This is a genomic window from Paraplanobispora siamensis, from assembly GCF_016863175.1.
GTDB lineage: Bacteria > Actinomycetota > Actinomycetes > Streptosporangiales > Streptosporangiaceae > Planobispora > Planobispora siamensis.
Genome location: NZ_BOOJ01000052.1, coordinates 117,452 through 130,149, shown reverse-complemented (window position 1 = coordinate 130,149; position 12,698 = coordinate 117,452). Strand labels below are relative to the sequence as shown.

The 12,698-nt window shown below is 70.1% G+C and carries 22 protein-coding genes; 6 read left to right on the top strand and 16 right to left on the bottom strand.

The features are described 5' to 3' along the window. Positions 1-50 precede the first annotated feature (50 nt). The 5 genes from Psi01_RS30310 to Psi01_RS30290 form a co-directional block, all read right to left on the bottom strand. Positions 51-398 (bottom strand): hypothetical protein, encoded by a 348-nt coding sequence (locus Psi01_RS30310; protein ID WP_204067538.1) that lies wholly within the window; start codon positions 396-398, stop codon positions 51-53. After that, positions 395-907 (bottom strand): 3'-5' exoribonuclease, encoded by a 513-nt coding sequence (locus Psi01_RS30305; protein WP_239128130.1) that lies wholly within the window; start codon positions 905-907, stop codon positions 395-397. The genes Psi01_RS30310 and Psi01_RS30305 overlap by 4 nt, the downstream gene beginning before the upstream one ends. 64 nt (positions 908-971) lie before the next feature. After that, on the bottom strand, positions 972-1,190 hold the full coding sequence (locus tag Psi01_RS30300) for a hypothetical protein (RefSeq protein WP_204067537.1): 219 nt from the start codon (positions 1,188-1,190) through the stop codon (positions 972-974). A gap of 80 nt (positions 1,191-1,270) precedes the next feature. Further along, complete coding sequence (locus Psi01_RS30295) at positions 1,271-1,849, bottom strand: hypothetical protein (protein WP_204067536.1); 579 nt, start codon at positions 1,847-1,849, stop codon at positions 1,271-1,273. 274 nt (positions 1,850-2,123) lie between these two features. Further along, positions 2,124-2,711: a phage tail tube protein gene (locus Psi01_RS30290; protein ID WP_204067535.1), complete on the bottom strand. Its 588-nt coding sequence runs from the start codon at positions 2,709-2,711 to the stop codon at positions 2,124-2,126. Positions 2,712-2,887: 176 nt separating this feature from the next. On the opposite strand from Psi01_RS30290, the gene Psi01_RS30285 reads away from it, so the two are divergent. Further along, complete coding sequence (locus Psi01_RS30285) at positions 2,888-3,109, top strand: hypothetical protein (protein ID WP_204067534.1); 222 nt, start codon at positions 2,888-2,890, stop codon at positions 3,107-3,109. A 156-nt stretch (positions 3,110-3,265) separates the two neighbouring features. On the opposite strand, the gene Psi01_RS30280 is transcribed toward Psi01_RS30285, so the two are convergent. The 4 genes from Psi01_RS30280 to Psi01_RS30265 are packed head-to-tail and all read right to left on the bottom strand — an operon-like array spanning position 3,266 to position 5,011. Continuing rightward, positions 3,266-3,700 (bottom strand): hypothetical protein, encoded by a 435-nt coding sequence (locus Psi01_RS30280; protein WP_204067533.1) that lies wholly within the window; start codon positions 3,698-3,700, stop codon positions 3,266-3,268. After that, complete coding sequence (locus Psi01_RS30275; RefSeq protein WP_204067532.1) at positions 3,700-3,957, bottom strand: hypothetical protein; 258 nt, start codon at positions 3,955-3,957, stop codon at positions 3,700-3,702. The genes Psi01_RS30280 and Psi01_RS30275 overlap by 1 nt, the downstream gene beginning before the upstream one ends. Positions 3,958-4,008: 51 nt before the next feature. Beyond that, a complete protein-coding gene (locus Psi01_RS30270; protein WP_204067531.1) occupies positions 4,009-4,548 on the bottom strand; it encodes a hypothetical protein in 540 nt (179 codons plus the stop codon). 13 nt (positions 4,549-4,561) lie between these two features. Continuing rightward, the gene (locus Psi01_RS30265; RefSeq protein WP_204067530.1) at positions 4,562-5,011 is read right to left on the bottom strand and encodes a hypothetical protein; all 450 of its coding nucleotides are present in this window, start codon (positions 5,009-5,011) and stop codon (positions 4,562-4,564) included. Between the two features lie 276 nt (positions 5,012-5,287). Between Psi01_RS30265 and Psi01_RS30260 the strand changes: the two genes are divergently transcribed. Genes Psi01_RS30260 through Psi01_RS30245 form a run of 4 tightly spaced genes read left to right on the top strand, consistent with a single transcriptional unit; the run spans position 5,288 to position 7,272 of the window. Then, complete coding sequence (locus Psi01_RS30260) at positions 5,288-5,839, top strand: hypothetical protein (RefSeq protein ID WP_204067529.1); 552 nt, start codon at positions 5,288-5,290, stop codon at positions 5,837-5,839. A gap of 25 nt (positions 5,840-5,864) precedes the next feature. Further along, positions 5,865-6,602 carry a hypothetical protein gene (locus tag Psi01_RS30255; RefSeq protein WP_204067528.1) on the top strand — a complete coding sequence of 246 codons (738 nt, stop codon included), beginning with the start codon at positions 5,865-5,867 and terminating at the stop codon, positions 6,600-6,602. Next, positions 6,599-6,919: a helix-turn-helix transcriptional regulator gene (locus Psi01_RS30250; protein ID WP_204067527.1), complete on the top strand. Its 321-nt coding sequence runs from the start codon at positions 6,599-6,601 to the stop codon at positions 6,917-6,919. Before Psi01_RS30255 ends, Psi01_RS30250 begins: the two co-directional genes overlap by 4 nt. After that, positions 6,916-7,272 (top strand): hypothetical protein, encoded by a 357-nt coding sequence (locus Psi01_RS30245; RefSeq protein WP_204067526.1) that lies wholly within the window; start codon positions 6,916-6,918, stop codon positions 7,270-7,272. The genes Psi01_RS30250 and Psi01_RS30245 overlap by 4 nt, the downstream gene beginning before the upstream one ends. Before the next feature lie 154 nt (positions 7,273-7,426). Here the strand turns inward: Psi01_RS30245 and Psi01_RS30240 are convergent, their stop codons facing one another. The 6 genes from Psi01_RS30240 to Psi01_RS30215 all read right to left on the bottom strand — a co-directional run bounded on the left by Psi01_RS30240 (position 7,427) and on the right by Psi01_RS30215 (position 10,065). Beyond that, a complete protein-coding gene (locus tag Psi01_RS30240; RefSeq protein WP_204067525.1) occupies positions 7,427-7,780 on the bottom strand; it encodes a hypothetical protein in 354 nt (117 codons plus the stop codon). A 3-nt stretch (positions 7,781-7,783) separates the two neighbouring features. Continuing rightward, positions 7,784-8,068: a hypothetical protein gene (locus tag Psi01_RS30235; protein WP_204067524.1), complete on the bottom strand. Its 285-nt coding sequence runs from the start codon at positions 8,066-8,068 to the stop codon at positions 7,784-7,786. Then, complete coding sequence (locus tag Psi01_RS30230) at positions 8,065-8,730, bottom strand: hypothetical protein (protein ID WP_204067523.1); 666 nt, start codon at positions 8,728-8,730, stop codon at positions 8,065-8,067. The genes Psi01_RS30235 and Psi01_RS30230 overlap by 4 nt, the downstream gene beginning before the upstream one ends. 157 nt (positions 8,731-8,887) lie before the next feature. Next, positions 8,888-9,385 (bottom strand): hypothetical protein, encoded by a 498-nt coding sequence (locus tag Psi01_RS30225; RefSeq protein WP_204067522.1) that lies wholly within the window; start codon positions 9,383-9,385, stop codon positions 8,888-8,890. A gap of 63 nt (positions 9,386-9,448) precedes the next feature. After that, entirely contained in the window at positions 9,449-9,619 is a 171-nt protein-coding gene (locus tag Psi01_RS30220; RefSeq protein WP_204067521.1) for a hypothetical protein, read from the bottom strand. 98 nt (positions 9,620-9,717) lie between these two features. Continuing rightward, entirely contained in the window at positions 9,718-10,065 is a 348-nt protein-coding gene (locus tag Psi01_RS30215) for a hypothetical protein (protein WP_204067520.1), read from the bottom strand. A gap of 103 nt (positions 10,066-10,168) precedes the next feature. Between Psi01_RS30215 and Psi01_RS30210 the strand changes: the two genes are divergently transcribed. Continuing rightward, the gene (locus Psi01_RS30210) at positions 10,169-10,927 is read left to right on the top strand and encodes a GntR family transcriptional regulator (RefSeq protein WP_204067519.1); all 759 of its coding nucleotides are present in this window, start codon (positions 10,169-10,171) and stop codon (positions 10,925-10,927) included. 96 nt (positions 10,928-11,023) lie between these two features. Here the strand turns inward: Psi01_RS30210 and Psi01_RS30205 are convergent, their stop codons facing one another. After that, positions 11,024-12,355, bottom strand: a complete 1,332-nt coding sequence (locus Psi01_RS30205) for a phage major capsid protein (protein ID WP_204067518.1) — start codon at positions 12,353-12,355, stop codon at positions 11,024-11,026. Between the last annotated feature and the right edge of the window lie 343 nt (positions 12,356-12,698).

Below are 12,698 nucleotides of genomic sequence, written 5' to 3'. Positions count from 1 at the left end.
CGCTTAGGTCGCCCCCTACGTGCGCCCGCCTACGGGTCCGGTCAGGGGCCTCACGCGTCGGCGGCTGAGCGGTCCTGCCAGGCCTGCATCAGGTCCTCCAGGGTGGGCGGGGGTTCACCCGGCGCCATCAGCCGCCAGAACGCCGGGTCGTCATCCGCCGGGCGCAAAGCGGCGCCGTCGACGGTGGCGGCCACCACCCGCCGGCTGGGCGGCTGGTCGGCTTCCACCAGCCGGGAGCCGGTGACGGCGCACACCAGCACCTCTTCTTGCACCAGCCAGCCGGGCAGCGCGGCCGTGGCGAACCCCCGTTCCACCGGAGGCAGCAGCAGATACAGCAGCCGCCAGCCGTCGGAGGCGGGTTGGAAGTCGGTGGTGACCCACTGCCGTTCCACCTTCACTGCGGATCCCGGGGGCCGAAGGTGGAGTCGACATCGGCCAGGAAGCGCCGCATCCGCTGCACGTGCCGGGCATCGGCCAGCGCGTGGTGGGCGCCGGCCGTCTGCTCCGGCAACTGGGGGTTACCCAGCCGGTCGCACTCCTGCTTCACGTCGCAGGTGTACATCGGCACGTTGCCCGGAAGGTCGGCCATGGTGCCGAACAGCTGCGCCATCACCACGTGGTCGTAGGCGCCGTACCAGGCCCACAGCCGCGGCTGCGGAGTGGCGGTGATGAACGCCTGCACCATGCGGGCGATCTTCGCGCGGGGGTGCACGTCGGGGTGGTTGCGGTCCAGGTGCCCGGCCACGCACCGGCACCGGGCGCCGCCAGCGTGGGAGGTCAGCGGCAGGTGCGGGTAGACATGGGCGCGCAGCCACGGATGGGCGTAGACCGCGCTCAACTCCAGGTCGGCGTTGATCGCATACAGCTCCCGGCCGTCGTCGGCGACCATGCCGATGGACACCAGCATGATCGGGTGGTCCGGGCCACGCTCCAGAAATTCGGTGTCGTAGTGGATGTCGATGGTGGATCTCCTATGCACTGGCCCGGCGGTTGGCCTGGGCCTGCTTGAGCACGGCCACGGCGTGCGCGGTGCCGCGCTTGCCGGTACGCGCCCGGGGATTGGCCGGCCGCGATGGCCGGGGGATCTGGATCGGCTTCTTGATCCGCATCTCCGCCGCCAGGATCGACACAACCTCGATGACCTGCGCCAGCAGTTCGTGATGCAGCGTCCACTGCTCTGCCTGCCGCAACTGCTCGCGGATCTCCGGCGTGGTGCGGATGTAGGACGTCTCCGGCAGCCGGGCCAGCCAGCCAGCCAGCTGCCGCAGGCCTATGAAGCCTTCTTCGCCCGGCCGCCGCCACGCCCCCCGCGCGTCGACGCCGAGGTGGTCACGGAGGTCGTATTCGAGGTCTTCCCAACGGGCGATGGCGTAGTGGACGGCGCAGATTCCCCCAGGCCCACCCCGTACCAGGAGAACAGGGTGCTGGCCAGGTCGGTGATGTCCCACGGGGTCGGCCGGATGGACAAGAACGCCTCATAGCCGGCGTCGCTCAGCAGCCGCCGGGTCATCTCCTTGATCATCGCCACGACCTGGGTGGGCAGGTTCGGGTTGCCGGCCAGCACGCCGACGATGAACTCCATGGCCGCTTCGGCGTCGACCCGGTTATCGTTGCCGGCCGTCTGTCCCAGCATGGTCAGCGCCTGCTGGATCAGCAGCGGCAGGTCCAGGTCCAGGTCCTGGAGGGGCTCCAGCACGTCAATCGGAAACTCCGGGCCCAGATCTGCGATGAACACATCACCGCATTGCAGCCGCAGCATTTCCCCGCGGCCCTCCCGGCGCGCGGCCCGGGCCTTGGCCCGCGCAGCGCGGCGGGCGGCGATGTCGACGGTTTCGGGGGTGTAGGACATGGGCGTCTCCTTCAGCGAATGATCGACTGAAGGGTCACAGCCAGGGGGCGCTAAGGTCGCGTCCTTGATGCGGCGGCCGGGCACCGGACCCCGAGCTGGGTGCCCGGCCGCATCGTCCCTGCCCAACCCGCCTTGGAGCCCGGGACAGCCCGCGGGCGGATGGCCGGCCCGGCGGGCGCTGGCATCGACGATACGAACGCCCGCCGGGACGGCTCCAGCCTGTGCGGGGACCAAGCGCACATCCGGGGTGAACCTTTACCAAGGTCACCGAAGGTCACGGCACGGGGGCGAACGCCTCATCTTCGGTCAGCAGGTACCAGTCGTCGGCGAAGTCGTTGCCCAGCACCGTCAGGCGCAGCGGCAGCGTCGACTCCGACGTCTTGTTCAGGCTGATCTCCGCGCCTTCGCCCTGCTCCGCCTTCGGGATGATCAGCCGGTAGACCTTGTCCTCATCGATGATCTCGATGATGGCCGCCACCGACTGCCGGCCGCCGACCGCGGGCGGGCTGTACTTGTAGTGCTTGGGGATCGCCGGAGGGCCAACGACCGCGGCCACTTCGGTGATCGTGCCACCGCCGAAGACCGCCAGGAAGTTCTCACCCGACCACTCCTGGAGGTCGACCTGGGCGGTGGCGTTGTCTTCGGTCTGCCAGCGCCGGGTGGGCCGGTTGCTCTGGTGGGAGCGGACCTCTTCGAAGGAGGGGTCGGTGTTGAACTGGAGGCTGTCGGGCGTGAAGTAGCCGACCTCCCGCCAGGCCGGGTCAAGGGTGGCTTCCGGTCCGGCCGGTGCCGTGGTGCCCACAGGCGCCAGGTAGACCCGGGCGTTCTGTGCGATAAGGATGCGGTCGCTGTCCACCGCCATGGGGGCGTCCTTCCGACGTCGCTCATGGGGGTGGGCGTCGCGGGAACCGTAGGACGGGCTTGCTGCTTACGTCGCGCCCTCAAATCCGGGGCAGCCGGTGGCGGGCAGATCTATGCCGGAAGTTGACCGCCCCATAAGATAGTTGCTGGTGCAACCACCCCACGAAGGAGCGCCACGTGCAGACGCTTGACGCCCTGGACGCCGCCTTATCGGCCAGCGCCGACGGCCGCCGGTTCCTGACCGCCGTCGGCGTCCGGCCCGCCGACCCGTTCCCGGCCGCCGCTGAGCGGGACCCGGTGTGCGTGCATGCACGGCGTGCGCGCCGCACCGCCCGCCGCGCGCTGATGGCCGCCCTGGGCCTGCCGCCAGCCGGAACATGCACGCCTGAGCACGCGTGAACGCCTGCGCCCGCACCGGGAAAGCCGCACGCCCCCGCGGGTGTGCACACCCTGCGTGCAGGCGTGAAAGCCCACGTCAGAGCCGTGCACGCAGAAGGTGGGCGTGGGTGTGCACGCCTGCGGCGAAGCGTGCACACCCACGCCGGCTGGAGGGGTTCACGCGTGCCGGGACGCGTGGCAGTACACCCGGCACGACCCGACGTAGCGGCCCTGCCCGGTCGGCTCCGGCGCCCATCCCACGCCCACCCCGCCCAGCACCTCCGTGATCACGGCCTGGCCGGGTGGGACCGGCAGTAGCGGCAATTCCTTGATCGCCGCGATGGCGATGTAGCACAAGTCCTTCAGCGCACCCTTGCCGATCGTGCCGTCCAGATCCCCGTAGGCCTCCACCTGAACGGTCGCGATCACCAGTTTGATCAGATCGCGGTCGTCGCCCGGCGGATCGGTGATCCGCAGCCGCGGGTACGGCGGGACGTTGTCCAGCCCGACCCGGCCCGGCCCGCCCAGGGCGGCCGTCACCTCCGGATGCTCCGACAGGTGAGTGATCACCCGGGGGATCGGGTCGGCCCGGGCCAGACGGCGTACATCCACTACGACGACTTGCTGCTGCCGCTGGAGGTGGACTTGGCCGATGCGCTGCTGGTCCGGCCCAGCGCCGCCTGCACCTGCTCATCGTCTTCGGGGTCGACGGTGGCGTAGCCACTGGAGATGACCCCATGCGCCTCGTGATACGGCACCTTGATCTTCTCCCCGATCTTGTAGTCCCGGACCTCTTGGGCCCGCACCCGCTTGGCGCTGGCCTCCGGCAGCGGGTGGGCCAGGGTCAGGGTGACCATCTTGTTCGACACGGCGCCTCCATCAACGTCTCCAGACGAAGTGAGGATGCTGCCGCCAGGGGGCTAAGGTCGCGCGCTTGCCCGCGCCCGCAACCGGGCCGCCACCGCGTCGATCGCGTTGGCCAGGAACGGCGCCGGCGCGTCATCGCTGGTGCCGGTGTGGGATTCAACGATCCGCGGGAAGGCCACGCTGACCCGGCCCACCGCCCGCGACCCGGTCAGCACCGCCGGATGCGCCTGCACCTTCGCCGCGATGACCCCGGGCACGGTGATGGCGATGCACCGGCAGCCGCCGCGCTGCCCGGCCGGCAGGGACGGATCCCGGGGTTCCCGCGCCAGGTCGTAGCCGGCCAGCAGTTGCGCCCGCCGCCCTGGGGCGGCGCTTTGCTTGCGCAGCTTGAATCGCAGGTTCGCGGGGATCATCTGCCGGTGCGCGTCCTGGTGGGAGGGACGCACCCGATCGTCGCCCATCGTCACCCACACCCGGGCCGCGGGCGCCCGCGCCGCCGCTTCGGCGGCCACCTGCGCTGCCAGGGAGGTGGCGCGGCCCAGCACCTGGCGGGCCACCGCCGTATCCAGGTCCCGCCGTAGCACCGCCCGCATCCCGCCTCCCGATCTACGCGTAGTGCGTGGCCGGCACGTGCAGCGCCCAGTCCCGCGACGTCATCCACAGATCACCCAGCCCGGCCAGCGTCACATCCGGCTCCCCGGGCATCAGCTCCACCTGCGCCCGGTGGTAGACCGCGGCGACGAACTGGGCAGGCAGCAGATGGTGCGGGCTGGCCACGCGCCGCATCGCGCCGATCCACGGCAGCCGCATCCGGGAGACCGACAGCGCCAGGTAGTCCACCAGCCCGTAGCCGATGCCGTGCAGGCTCAGGGCGGCCTGCGCCAGCGCGTCGCGCTGACCGGCGCTCAACCCCAGCCGCCAGCCGTACATCACGTAGTCGTAGGCGTAGTCGGCCAGCGCACTGATGCGGGCTCCGCTGGGCCAGGCCTCCACGATGCGTTCGGAGTCGATGACGATGAAGGCGTGGTTGTGAGCGGTCGATTCACCCACCAACATCTGCCCAACCGTGGCACGAATGTTGGTCAAACCGTAGGAGCAGGTCAGCCCGACGGTGCCGGGCGGCGGGGTCCAGGACACCCCCCAAAAATAGGGGATGACCAGCCATAACGTCGCGTCGTCAAACCCGTCCATAGCATCCGATAAAGACGCTCGTGGGCAACTAAGTACCCGCTCTTTGGAATCGGCAGGTTCGGCCCTCTATCCCCCTCGCCCACGTCGCTAAGTACATGTACTATCGGGGTGGGGAGAGCGACCCCGTGATCAGGAGGAACCGTGACCGTCTTCGTCCCGCATGAGAACGCCGAACGCTGGGACTTCCGCGCCGCCCGCACCATCCTCACCGGCGCCGGGAACACCGCCTCCCACGCCGGCAGCGACGGCTTCGCCCTGATCAGCGACGGCTGGGACGTGGCCATCGTCCGCATCCAGGACGGCGACATGTTCCGGCCCCGGACCGGCACGGCCCGCACCCGCTGGGAGGCCGCCCTGAACAGCTACGCCCGCACCATGACGGAGTCCGGCTGGCAGATCGTGCGTACCAACGCCATCACCGTCGTGGTCCGCGCCCCGCTGCCGGAGACTCCGCAGACCACCGCCCGCCTGCACCGCATCGACGTCGGCCACCACCGCCTCACCTTCGACGGCCACCCCGGCATCGGCGGAGAGATCCGCATGCACCTGGGCGGCACCAGCGCGGGCGCCGGCGGCTACCACGCCTACAGCCACACCGGCCGCCTGGTCTTCCACCGTGGCGACATCACCCCGGCCGTGGAAGCCTTGGCCCACCACTACGGTCTGCCGTTCCCCATCCAGATCCACCACTGACCCCGACGCAAATGTGAGGTGAAAGATGAGCAACGACCCCTTGACCGTCCCGCAGCCCCGCCCGGCCGCCCTGGCGATCAACATCGTCATGCCGGAGCGGACCGTGCACATCGGCCCCTTCTCCTCCGAAATCGACCGCGACGAATACGCCCGGCGCCTGCGCCGTGCCATGCTCAGCACGGCCCACCCCGACGGCACCCTGCTGGGCTCCGTCCCCCATACTCCCGACCTTGACGGGGTCGACCACCTCAGCCCGACCCTGACCAGCGACCCCTACACCCTGGCCGACTTGATCGACGCCGAACCGCCCGGTGATGGCACCGGCCGCACCTTCCCCGACGTCTTCACCCGCCTGACCATCCAGTACGGCCACGACAGAGGCATCCGGCTGTATGAGAACGCCCTGGCCCACACCCGGGAAGAGCAGGCCCACGCCGACCACTTCGCCTCCCACGTCGACGGCTGCGACCGGATCCTGGAGCTGACGGGCAGCGCCAACAGCGACATGGCGGTGGCCAGGAAGATCCTGGACGACATCAAGGACGCGGAGTGGGGCGGCGACGGGGAGCTGAGCCACGCTGACTACGCCGATGCCGTCGCGACGCTGGATGACATCCGGCGGCAGCTGCGCGCGGTGGAGCGCATCGTCACGGCGTTCCGCAGGGAGGCGGAGTCGTACCGGGTGGAACACGCCGCCGCGGCCGACGAACGCCAGCAGCGCCGTGAGCAAATGCGCGGCGAAAAGGCGGCAAAGAGCGCATGACCTCCCTGAGCCAGCGCATTCAGGAAGAGCGCCTGTACCTGGGCTACGACGCCGACGACCTGGCCCAGGCCGTCGGCGTCACCGCCGCCCAGGTCCGCTCATGGGAGGCCGGGGAGACCGAACCCACCCCGGAGCAGGCCCAGCAGCTGTGCCAGGTGCTGGGCCTGCCGATGGAGCGGCTGCACGGCGCCGACCTGACCATCGACGCGGAGACGACCGCCATCTTGTGCGGCCACCCAGGCCCGACCCACGACGACCTGTACGAAGTCGCCCGCTTCAAGGAGTTCCTGGCTTACCACCTGGACGGCCCACGGTGATCGGCAGCGGCCCCATCGAAGAACCGACCGACCCCCGGCTGCTGGCGGTGACCGCCTATGCCGGATCCCGGCACGGGGAATGCATCATCCGGGGCCTGATCGTCTTGAACCATCTGCACCGGCCTGACGGCGATGACCTGCGCTGCCCGACGTGTCGCGATTCCCGCGGACGGCGCGTGCCCTGGCCGTGCCGCACCTATATCGAAATGTCGCGGGCGCTGGGCGCCGACGCCCAGCCGATCCTGGAGCTGGCCGACACCATCGGGGTGAAGGTCGCACCCCTGCTGGACATCGACGCCATCGTGGCGGCCGACCGAAAGGCCCGATGGGAACGCAACGCGATCGAGGAGTGAGAGGCCGGGGAGGCACTATGAGAGGAGAAACGGGAGTGCCTCCCCGGCGGGCCGCAGATCGGGGGACCGGGCGGCCGGTGGGGGGCGTGCACGGCCGAAGGGTGGCCAGCAACGCCCTTCCACGGTGCCAGCATCTGACCGCTACCGTCGCGGCCTACGGTCGCGTGGCCGCCTGGGTGCGCGCGTGCGCCTCCACCCGCACGTAGTCCACATCGGGATGGGCGTTGTGCTTCATCAGATCGGCGGAGGTCACCAGCCACTCCAGGCCGGAGGCCGGTTCCGCCACCAGGTCGCCCTGGGCCACCGGCCAGGCCGCCGGGTCCAGCGCCAGCACCCACGTGCGCCCTCCGGTCGCGCCGATCGCCGCGTCCGGCCCTTCTTCGGCCCGGCCCGGCCACGGCCCGGCCAGCGCCGCCCAGGTGTAGCCGGCGCGCTCCCCATGGGAGCCCACCGCACCGCCGGAGCGGCGGCGCACTCCCAGCATCCGGTCGGCCAGCAGCACCGCCATGCGCTACACCGCTTCGTCGTGGACGCGCCGCACGCTCTGCCAGAGGTCGGCGTCGGCCAGCGCCTGGTCGTTTTCGCCGTCCAGCCAGTGCACGACCGTCGCCCCGTCGTGGCCGTGGATCTTCTCGATGTCGGCGATGGAGTCGGCGATGCACGTGGTCTTCCACGGGCTGTTCCACCGGTAGGCACACACCCCGTCGGGGAAGCGCACGCCGTGCACGACGACGCCCGACCCGGACACCCCCGTCACGTCGACCTTGCGGATCAGAACGAACCGGCGAAACATCATGCTCCCCACTGCCCGGTGTAGGTGTGCTGGTCGTACGGCCAAGGCGCGCTGGCCCGGCTGGGTTCCTGGTAGGCGCGGCGCCCGCGGACCTTCCACTGGTCACAGGAGGCGAAGGTCGGCAGTGATCCCACGGCCCGGTCCCCGTCGGCCACCTGCTGGCCGGAGTCGTTGTCGTTGGCGTAGGTGACCGACTGGCCCTCCACCGTGATCGACTGCGGGAGGCGGGGCGGCTGCGGCGCCAGCCGGCGGGCCAGCTCCCGCAGCGGCGCCGACGCCATGGCGTGCGCACGCACCAGGCGCCGCATCGGCTCTAGCGCCGGGTCGGTGGCCGCGTCCAGGCCGGCGGTGTAGACGACGCTGTAGCGGCCGGTCGGCTGCCCGTCGACGACCTCCGGCGTACTGGAGATCACCGCGATGACCGGCTGGTGGGCCAGGTGCCAGCCGAACGGCTGGCCGGGATCGGGCCACAGCCCGGCCTGGGTGTAGGTCCGGGGGGTGATCGGCCGCCCCAGGTAGGACTCCAGGTCGGTCTGCGCGTCCACGATCGCCTGTTCGACCACCCAGCGGTCGCCCTCGGTCATCGGCTGCGGGATGGACATGCGCCGCGCCAGCTCCGACGGCGACACGATCAGCACAGGGGACGTGGGTGCGGGCATGCTCACGACGCCGACGCTCCCAGCCGGAAGGCGTTAAGGTCGCGCCCTAGAAATGGAGGCGCGGCGCCCCCCACCCCCTTTGGAAAAGGACGCCGCGCCATGCGCGGCCGGGCCCCGCCCACCCCACTTGTGCCGGGGCCCGACCGCACGCTCAAGGTCCGTCTTACGACGGCTGGTTCTCCTGGATGTCTCGGTACTTGTCGGTGACCTGCCGGGCGATCCACACCGGCACCTGCGCCCCGGCCGGATACAGCAGCTGCGTGGTGACCTGGGAGGCGTTGGGGTACTTGAACCGCTCATACACCCGCGTCTTGACGGTGGCGAACGTCGACGGGTTGCCGGCGGCGGGGAAGTCGAAGACCTCATCGGCCGTCAGCGGATTGCCGTCCTCATCCACCAGGCCCTGGTGGCTGGAGCCGGGCACCGACCGCAGTGCGGCGTTCGCGGCGACGTGGTTGGTCGTCGACTCCGGCACGCCGTCAGCCGGTTCCTGCTGCCGCTTACGCTCCGCCGGCGGCTCCAGCGGCGCGGCGTCGGTCTGCGCGACCAGGCCGCGCGGCTGGGTCGTCGTCTCGTCCTCCACCGCCGTGGTGGTCGTCTGCGCCGCCTCCGGGTCCGCCGCCGGCTCCGGGGTCTGCGCCTTGCTCTTGCGTTCGGCCACGTCAGCTCCCTGATCTCAACTTCGGCTGCACCCTAGGGGCGGGATCCGGCTTAGGTCGCGGGCTTAAACGTCGGCGTCGACGTCCAGGCCCAGCAGGACCGACAGCACGACGTCCAGGTCCACCTCCACGTCGGCGGCCACCTCCACGTCGGCCGCGGCGGGCGCGGAGAAGGCCAGGGCAGGCAGCAGGACGGCGGCGGCGGTGGCCACGATTGCGATCAGGCGCTGGAACACAGGGGACCCCTTACGGTCGGGTGATCTCACATCGCCGCACACCGTAGGCAGGGCCGCGCCGTACCGTCGCGCCCTTGGAAAGCAGGGAAGGGAAGGGGTCAGCGCAGGCGGGCGTAGTCGGCGGCGATACAGCGTTCCAGCAGCGCCGCATCGCCCCACATCTGGCTCATGCGCGCGGTGTACTGCGTGCGGCTGATCTGGCCGTGCTGGAAGGCCAGCGCCAGGTCGCGCCAGGCGTCGGCGCGGGCCCGGATCGCGGCGATGCCGCCAGCGCTTTGCACCCCGGTGATAGCCAGCGCCCGGATGTCGTCCAGGCCCAACGGCTGGACCGGCAGGCCCGCGGCATACAGGGCCGCGGCCAGGTCGCCGTACCGGAAATGATCGTTCAGCCAGCGGGCGGGATCGTCGCCGGACGATGTTGGCAGGTGTCCCACTACGGCAACCATCGCTTCTCCCGCTACAGTGAAAGTCATATGACTTTGATGGTGAGTGTCCCTGACAGCGCCCTACGGGGTCAAGTCAGCGGCCGGGCATAGGCGGGAGCGACACATGATGGTGGCCCGGTACCAACAACTCGCCGACGACCTCCGCCGCGACATCCTGGGCGGCCTCTACGCCCCAGGAGAGGCCATCCCGCCCATCAGCGCGCTGGCGCAGCGCTACGACATCGCCAAGACCATGGTGTCCCAGGCGTTGCGCATCCTGGAGAACGAAGGACTGGTCCGGCCCGAACGCGGCCGGGGCACCATCGTGCTGGACCGACGCGCAGTCGACTTCGACCTGTCAGTGTGGAGCCGGGTCAACGTCCCCGGCGGCGGCGGGCCGGTCGGCGGCCCCTGGCAGACCGCCTGCGCCGCCCAGGGCATCAACGGCGACATGAAGGCCATCGAAGTGGTCACCGAATCGGCCGGCGCCGACGTCGCCGCACTACTGGGGATGGCCGCCGGGGAACTGGTGGTGCGCCGGACCCGGCACGCCACCATCGATGAGCGGCCGGTGCAGATCCAGCACGCCTACTACCCGCACGCCAGCCTGGCCGCCGGCACCGCGCTGGAGCGGCCCGGCCGCGTCGAAGGCGGCGTCTACGGCCTGCTGGCCAGCCTGGGGGTGCAGCTGACCCGCTGCGCGGTCGCCCTGGAGTCCCGCCAGCCGACCCCGGAGGAGGCGGCGGAGCTGGGCCTGCGGACTGAGGCGGTGACGGTGGTGGAGCGGGTGTCGTTCACCGCCGACGGCACCCCCATGGAGGTGCTGCGCATCACCGCAGTGCGCACCCGCTTCCGGCTGGAGAACGTCAGCCTGATCGCATAGGCAAACCTGCGGTCAACATCATTCCTGGCTTGCTTGACCTGCGCTGCGGGCCCTGGCCGTACGGCCAGGGCCCGCAGCAGGGGGAGCGGAAGACGGCTACGCCGGTTCGGTGAAGGTGCCGATAACGAAGCTCTCGGGCCTATCCACCACGAGCCCTACTCGCTCTTCGCAGCGAATCGTCACGGCGTTTCTTTCGAACATGTCCCTGTTCTCAGTCGAAACTTGAATGTTGACCTGCTCACGGTCGTAGAGCTTGGCGCCGGTGCCCCAGGCGCCCAGTACGAAGCGGCCTTCCTGGATGGCCGGGGTGTCGACGACGTCCAGGCGCCACACGCGCTTCTCGCCGCCGACGGCGACGGAGACGGCGATGACGTAGGCGCCGTTGGCGTCCTTCTCCAGTTCCAGGTTCTCCCAGTCCAGCGGGTGCATGACCACGCCGTTGGGCATGAAGTAGGCCAGGATCGACCGGGTCATGGCGCGGCGGACCTGGGCGGAGAGGCTGTCGGCGGAGTTGCCGGTGTAGGTCTGCACGCCGGAGGTGTTGAACAGGCCCGTCAGGTTCTCGCCGACGCCGTCGCCGTAGAGGATCTGCCAGTCTTCCTGCATCTTGATGCCGTCGATCATGTCCCTGTCGATCAGCCCGCGCAGGCGCGGCTCATCCTCCAGGGTGTTGCGGTGGGCGTACATGATGTGGGCGATGGTGGCGATCGGGTACGAAACGGGCACAACGGTCAGGTCGGAGCGCGGCTTGAGGCCGTAGACGTCGGTCGGGCCGCCGGTGGGGGCGTCGACGCCGTTGGCGGCGCGTCGCTCCGGCACCGCGGCGGCGCGGTTGGTGAACCCGGTCTCGCGGATACCCCACAGCAGGTTCGCCGTGGTCCGCTCCGCCGGGAAGAGATCCCTCACGCGGCCGGGCCGCAGCATGCGCGGGGTCAGGCCCAGGTTCTCCTGGCGGCCCAGCGCGGGCAGGGTGATGTTGCCCGCCATCGCGGAGAAGACGTCCTTGACCTGGAAGGAGGCCAGGCCCTTTTCGAATCCGGCGATCTGGCCGAAGCGGCGCCAGCCGGACTCCCGCATCTCCGAGAACGCCTCACTGGCCAGCCATTCGTCGGCCAGGGACTTGGCGGCGATCAGGGCGTGCTGCTGCTGGACCTGGTCGGTGCCGGCGGCCGGGGCGGGCCCGGCCGGGTCGGTCATGAAGGAGAAGACGCCCAGGCCCTTCTGGGCCACGACGATGGCCTGGCGGATCTCGTCGGCGTCGTTGACCGCCTTGGCGAACTTGGCGTACTCACCGGTGCCGATGACGAAATGGCCTTCGCCCGTTTCGTCCTTCCAGGCCTTGGCGTACTGGTCGATCTCTTCGGCCTTGGCGGCCAGGGCGGTGTTGAGGTCCTTGAGGCGGTCCTTGACCGCCGTGGTCGACTTCATGTGCTGCTCCACAGCGAACGGCGGCCGGGGCGCTGTGGGGTGCGCTGGCCGCGGAACACGCGGGGGTGTTCGCCGTTCGCCCCGTCAGCACGGGGACGACACGATCACGGCTGACCGTAGAGATCGCTGGGTGTTAACGTCGCGCCCTACCTGCGGAAATCCGCAAAAATATTTCGTATTCAGATACGACGTCGTATCTGAATACGAAATCCGATGTTTGAAATGCAGGAAAGGTCATATGCGTTCGGTGACAGCGTCGTTACTGTGAGCGTCAGCGCATCGCCGGGACGGCCATCTCGTCCGCCCGACCGGCGACGGCCACGACGTCACGCGAAGGCACCCG

What these genes read in the sequence shown, in the direction of transcription:
- Psi01_RS30210 (WP_204067519.1), top strand. Translation starts at nt 10,169, where the DNA reads ATGATGGTGGCCCGGTACCAACAACTCGCCGACGACCTCCGCCGCGAC.
- Psi01_RS30265 (WP_204067530.1), bottom strand. Translation starts at nt 5,011, where the DNA reads ATGTTGGTGGGTGAATCGACCGCTCACAACCACGCCTTCATCGTCATC.
- Psi01_RS30215 (WP_204067520.1), bottom strand. Translation starts at nt 10,065, where the DNA reads ATGGTTGCCGTAGTGGGACACCTGCCAACATCGTCCGGCGACGATCCC.
- Psi01_RS30305 (WP_239128130.1), bottom strand. Translation starts at nt 907, where the DNA reads ATGCTGGTGTCCATCGGCATGGTCGCCGACGACGGCCGGGAGCTGTAT.
- Psi01_RS30255 (WP_204067528.1), top strand. Translation starts at nt 5,865, where the DNA reads ATGAGCAACGACCCCTTGACCGTCCCGCAGCCCCGCCCGGCCGCCCTG.
- Psi01_RS30240 (WP_204067525.1), bottom strand. Translation starts at nt 7,780, where the DNA reads ATGGCGGTGCTGCTGGCCGACCGGATGCTGGGAGTGCGCCGCCGCTCC.
- Psi01_RS30290 (WP_204067535.1), bottom strand. Translation starts at nt 2,711, where the DNA reads ATGGCGGTGGACAGCGACCGCATCCTTATCGCACAGAACGCCCGGGTC.
- Psi01_RS30295 (WP_204067536.1), bottom strand. Translation starts at nt 1,849, where the DNA reads ATGTCCTACACCCCCGAAACCGTCGACATCGCCGCCCGCCGCGCTGCG.
- Psi01_RS30235 (WP_204067524.1), bottom strand. Translation starts at nt 8,068, where the DNA reads ATGATGTTTCGCCGGTTCGTTCTGATCCGCAAGGTCGACGTGACGGGG.
- Psi01_RS30250 (WP_204067527.1), top strand. Translation starts at nt 6,599, where the DNA reads ATGACCTCCCTGAGCCAGCGCATTCAGGAAGAGCGCCTGTACCTGGGC.
- Psi01_RS30270 (WP_204067531.1), bottom strand. Translation starts at nt 4,548, where the DNA reads ATGCGGGCGGTGCTACGGCGGGACCTGGATACGGCGGTGGCCCGCCAG.
- Psi01_RS30205 (WP_204067518.1), bottom strand. Translation starts at nt 12,355, where the DNA reads ATGAAGTCGACCACGGCGGTCAAGGACCGCCTCAAGGACCTCAACACC.